At 69.5% G+C, this 4,951-nt stretch carries 4 protein-coding genes; 3 read left to right on the forward strand and 1 reads right to left on the reverse strand.

What is annotated here, in order from left to right:
• Positions 1-259 precede the first annotated feature (259 nt).
• Positions 260-2,035 (forward strand): vWA domain-containing protein, encoded by a 1,776-nt coding sequence (locus tag VD972_RS12450; protein ID WP_324985799.1) that lies wholly within the window; start codon positions 260-262, stop codon positions 2,033-2,035.
• Between the two features lie 60 nt (positions 2,036-2,095).
• On the opposite strand, the gene VD972_RS12455 is transcribed toward VD972_RS12450, so the two are convergent.
• On the reverse strand, positions 2,096-2,833 hold the full coding sequence (locus tag VD972_RS12455; RefSeq protein ID WP_324985802.1) for a glucosamine-6-phosphate deaminase: 738 nt from the start codon (positions 2,831-2,833) through the stop codon (positions 2,096-2,098).
• 107 nt (positions 2,834-2,940) lie between these two features.
• Here VD972_RS12455 and VD972_RS12460 point away from each other — a divergent pair, with 107 nt between their 5' ends.
• Both VD972_RS12460 and VD972_RS12465 read left to right on the forward strand, forming a co-directional pair.
• On the forward strand, positions 2,941-3,822 hold the full coding sequence (locus tag VD972_RS12460) for a DMT family transporter (RefSeq protein ID WP_324985805.1): 882 nt from the start codon (positions 2,941-2,943) through the stop codon (positions 3,820-3,822).
• 53 nt (positions 3,823-3,875) lie between these two features.
• Positions 3,876-4,951: amidase (locus VD972_RS12465; protein WP_324985809.1), on the forward strand; the 1,076-nt coding region annotated here is incomplete at its 3' end.

The following is a 4,951-nucleotide window of genomic DNA, read 5'->3' on the forward strand; positions in this document are numbered from 1 at the left end:
AACGCGGGGCCCGGCGCGGTGAAAGGGGCTGTCCCGCGCAACGGCGAGACGGAGTTCTACGTGGTGAAGGTGATGACGGCATACGCGCGCCTGCGTCCTCCTCCGCCACGTCCGCGCGCCACGCCGCGCCCATCCTCCCGATGACCGACCCTCGGATGAATGACGGACGCGCGTAGGCGCCCGGTGTGGCATCCATGCGATGCTGGCAGCACGCCCCCCTGCGTCAACGAGGTTCGCGCACATGAAGAGCTCTGGAACCATGTCGAAGGCCCTCCTCTTCACGGTGATAGCGGCCGTGCTCCTGGTGGGCGCCTTCCTCATGTTCGCTCGCACCGCCAGCCCTCAGTTCGGTGCGCGTGCGCAGGCCCTGGCTGGCTCCGCCGAGATGACGAGCAAGTCGGAGAGCCGGGACTTGATGCAGAAGGGGATGAAGAACTTCGCGCCGAGCGATGAAGCGGACGCGCTCCCCGCACCCACCCTGGCCGACGCACCGTCGCCCTCCTACGAACAGTCACCTCCCCAGGACTCCGAAGAGCTGGGCCGCGCTGCTCCTGTGCTGGAGAAGAAACGGCAGGAGGTGATCCAGATCATCAAGGGTGGCACGTCACAACCGATGGCTGCGACGCCCTCCCCGGAGCCGCTGCCCACAGGCAACACCCACGCGGCGGAGCGCCCCAACCCCTTCACCCTCACCTCGGAAGACGCCTTCTCCACCTTCGCGGTGGACGTGGACACCGCCTCCTACGCCCTCTTCCGCCGGTACGTGAACGAGGGCTCGCTGCCGCCTCGGGACTCGGTGCGCGTGGAGGAGTGGGTGAACTACTTCAAGTACCGGCTCCCGGCGCCCACGAAGGGGGACTTCCACGTGGACCTGGAGGGCACGCCCTCGCCCTTCACGCAGGGGCGGCACCTGCTCAAGGTGGGCCTCCAGGGCCGCCGGCTGGGCCGCAGCGAGCGCAAGCAGACGCACCTCGTCTTCCTGGTGGACACCAGCGGCTCCATGGACTCGCCGGACCGGCTGCCGCTGGCGCAGCGGTCCATCAAGCTGGCGGTGGATGGGCTCAACGAGACGGACACCGTGGCCATCACCACCTATGCGGGGAACGTGCGCGAGGTGCTGCCGCCGACTCCGGCCTCCAAGCGCAAGCAGATCTTCGCGGCGGTCGACTCGCTGAGCTCAGGGGGTGGCACGGCCATGGGCGACGGGCTGAAGCTGGCCTACCAGCAGGCGGTGAAGAACGCCGGGGCCAACGTGGTCTCGCGCGTCATCGTCCTCACGGACGGAGACACCAACATCGGGCGCTTCCGCAGGGCGGATGACATGCTGGAGAGCGTCCGCGGCTTCGTGCAGGAGGGCGTGACGCTGTCCACCATCGGCTTCGGCATGGGCAACTACCGCGATGATCTGATGGAGCGGCTGGCCAACAAGGGCAACGGCAACTGCTTCTACATCGACAGCGAGAAGGAGGCCCGGCGGGTGTTCCAGGAGCAGCTGGCGGGGGTGCTGGAGATCATCGCCAAGGACGTGAAGGTTCAGGTGGAGTTCGACAAGGCGGCGGTGCGCGGCTACCGGCTGGTGGGCTACGAGAACCGCGCCATCGCGGACCAGGACTTCCGCAACGACAAGGTGGATGCGGGAGAGATTGGCGCGGGCCACACCGTCACGGCGCTGTACGAGGTGGAGCTGACGGGTGCGGGCGCGAAGGTGGCGACGGTGCGGGTGCGCGCGAAGGCGCCCTCGGGCACGGAGGCGGCTGAGCAGAGCTTCTCCGTCTCGCGCGAGCAGCTGCGCGGCAAGCTGGCGGAGGCGTCCTCGGACATGCGCTTCGCCACGGCCGTGGCGGGGACGGCGGACATCCTCCGAGGTGCGCCTCAGGCCAGCGACTGGAGCCTCGCGGTGGCGGAGGATCTTGCGCAGAAGGCCACGGATGGGATGGAGGATCGCGAGGAGTTCGTCTCGCTGCTGCGCCGCGTGCGCGAGGCGAAGATGATGAACATCTCCTCCGGCCGGACCCCGCGCGGCAAGACCTACTGATGCGGGCTCGGGGTCAAGCGAGCCGCCTCTCCTGACCTCTGACCTTGGAAGTTCACGGGCTCAGCGGCGCTGGAGCCCGCTGGCGGCGACCTTGTCCAGCCACAGGTTCACGTTCTTGTGGAGCTGGAGGAACGACGCCGGGCACCGGGGTGTGATGGGGCCGTGCACCATCTCGGTGACGACTGCCCCCTTGCTCGCGCCAAACGCAATGAGGTGCACCTGCTTCGCCTGGAGCAGCGGCGCCATGCCCAACGTCAGCGCCGCCATGGGCACCCGCGAGGGATCATCCCCCACCAGCGGCGCCAGCGTCTTCCGCGTCTCGCGGGACAGCAGCACGCGGTGACTCGTAGCCCGGAGCGACTCCCCCGGCTCGTTGAAGGCGATGTGCCCGTTGGGCCCGATCCCCAGCAGCGCCAGCTCAAGCCCTCCCGCCGCAGCCACCGCCGCGTCATACCGCGCGCACTCCGCCTCCGCGTCCGGAGCGCTCCCGTCGAAGAAGTGGATGCGCTCGGGCGCCAGCTTCACGTGCTGGAACAGGTGCCGCTCCATGTAGGCTCGGAAGCTCGTCGGATCGTCCGGCGGCAGCCCCAGGAACTCATCCAGGTTGAACGTCGTGGCGCGTGACAGATCCAGCTCGCCACGCCCGTGAAGCGCCACCAGCTCCCGGTAGACGTTGATCGGCGAGCGTCCCGTGGGCAGCCCCAGGACGAGCTCAGGCCTGGCACGAACTTCGGCGGCGAGGTGGGCGGCGCAGGCGGTGGCGGCTTCCTGCTCGGAAGCAAAGACGCGGACGTTCAAGGGATGCGCTGGGTTGGCCCGAGCTGGGGGCCCGAGAGGGGTACAACCCCCGTTATGACGAGAAGAAGCCCCCAGGGGAAGGACCCTTCCGGTATGGAAGAAAGGCGATGATCTTCACCTCTGGAGCCGTCCTCCTCACCCTCGGCGCATCCGTCAGCTACGGCGCCTTCGACGCCGTGCGCAAGAAGCTGGCCACCTCCGTCGAGCCGCTCCCCCTCACCGCCCTCATGGGGCTGGGTCAGGCCCCCCTGTTCGCCGTGTGGATGCTCGCCGCCGGGGCAGCAGCCCCCCGCCCGGGCTACGCCCCCGAGGCCGCCGGCTCCATCGCCTTCGGTCTGGTGGGCAACCTGTTCTTCATGCGCGCCCTGCAGGTCTCCCCCCTGAGCCTCACCATCCCCTTCCTCTCCTTCAGCCCCGTCTTCACTGTCCTGTTCTCCCGGGCCCTGCTCGGCGAGGCGCCTCAGCCCCTCCAGGCCTTCGGCATTGCCGGCGTGGTGCTCGGCGCCTTCCTGCTCAACCTCACCAGGGAGGATCTCGCCCACCCTTCTCGCTTCCTGCACGGCGTCACCCGGGAGCGTGGGAGCTTGATGATGCTCGCGGCCGCCTTGCTCTGGTCGCTGGGCTCCATCTTCGACAAGCGCGCCCTCGCCTACGCCTCCACCCCCGTCCATGCCCTCGTCCAATGCCTGGGCATCGCACTGTGCGTCCTCGTCCTGCTGGCCGTGCGCCGGGACCTGGGCTCGCTCGCCACCGTCCGCCGCTGCCGGGGCACCTACGCCGTAGGGCTCCTCATCGCCTCGGCCGCGCAGGGGCTCCAGTTCCTCGCGCTGCCGCTCGTCGTGGTGAGCCTCTTCGAGTCCATCAAGCGCTGCATCGGCATGACGATGGCCGTCGTCAACGGCGCCCTCTTCTTCGGTGAGCCGGTGACTTCCCGGAAGCTCGCGGCCATCGCGCTCATGGGCGCCGGGGTGGTGCTCATCCTCGCCTGAGGGCGCGAGAGTCCGTGGCAGCGCGCGCGAAAAGAGTAGAGTCCCCCTCCCATATGGACGCCTTCGCCTCCCTGGATGCCACCGCCCAGGCGGACCTGGTCCGCCGCAAGGAAGTCAAACCCCTGGAGCTCGTGGACGCGGCCATCGCCCGCATCGAGCGCCTCAACCCCAAGCTCAACGCCGTCATCGCCCACTGGTTCGACGAGGCCCGCGAGCTGGCCCGGGCCCCCCTCCCCGAGGGCCCCTTCGCCGGCGTCCCCTTCCTCCTCAAGGACCTCATCTCCGCCTACGCGGGCAAGAAGCTCACCTCGGGCTCGCGCTTCTTCGCCGACATGGTGGTGCCACACGACAGCGAGCTCACCCAGCGCTACAAGCGCGCCGGCCTCGTCATCCTCGGGAAGACCAACCTGCCCGAGCTCGGCATCATCTGCACCACCGAGCCGAAGCTCTTCGGGCCCACCCGCAACCCGTGGAACCTGGACTACACCACCGGCGGCTCCAGCGGCGGCGCGGCGGCGGCCGTGGCCAGCGGCATGGTCCCCATGGCCCACGGCGGTGATGGCGGCGGCTCCATCCGCATCCCCGCCTCGTGCTGCGGCGTCTTCGGCCTGAAGCCCTCGCGTGGCCGCCTCCCCATGGGGCCTGACATCGGCGACATCATGCACGGCCTCGTCACCGAGCACGCCCTCACCCGCTCCGTGCGGGACAGCGCCGGCCTGCTGGACGCCACCGATGGCGCCGACGTGGGCGCTCCCTACGCGGCCCCGCCCAAGGCCCGCCCCTACACCCAGGAGGTCACCACTGCGCCGGGCAAGCTGCGCATCGCCTTCACCACCCGCACCAACACCGGCGTCCCCGTCCACGAGGAGTGCCTCAAGGCCGTGGCAGACACCACCCGGCTCCTCACCGAGCTGGGCCACACCGTCGTGGAGGGCAGCCTGGAGGTCCCCGACGAGGAGCTGCTGGCGCAGACCTTCATGACCATCTGGACCAGCGGCGCGGTAGGCGCCATCGAGAAGCTGGCCCCGCTCATGGGCCGCGAGGCGACGCCTGAGCTCTTCGAGCCCCTCACCTGGGCCCTCTACGACATGGGGCGGCAGCACACCGCCGCCTCGTACCTGGTGGCGTA

Origin of the sequence: Hyalangium sp. (assembly GCF_035629615.1) — a bacterium.
Taxonomy (GTDB): Bacteria; Myxococcota; Myxococcia; order Myxococcales; family Myxococcaceae; genus Hyalangium.

What these genes read in the sequence shown, in the direction of transcription:
- VD972_RS12450 (WP_324985799.1), top strand. Translation starts at nt 260, where the DNA reads ATGTCGAAGGCCCTCCTCTTCACGGTGATAGCGGCCGTGCTCCTGGTG.
- VD972_RS12460 (WP_324985805.1), top strand. Translation starts at nt 2,941, where the DNA reads ATGATCTTCACCTCTGGAGCCGTCCTCCTCACCCTCGGCGCATCCGTC.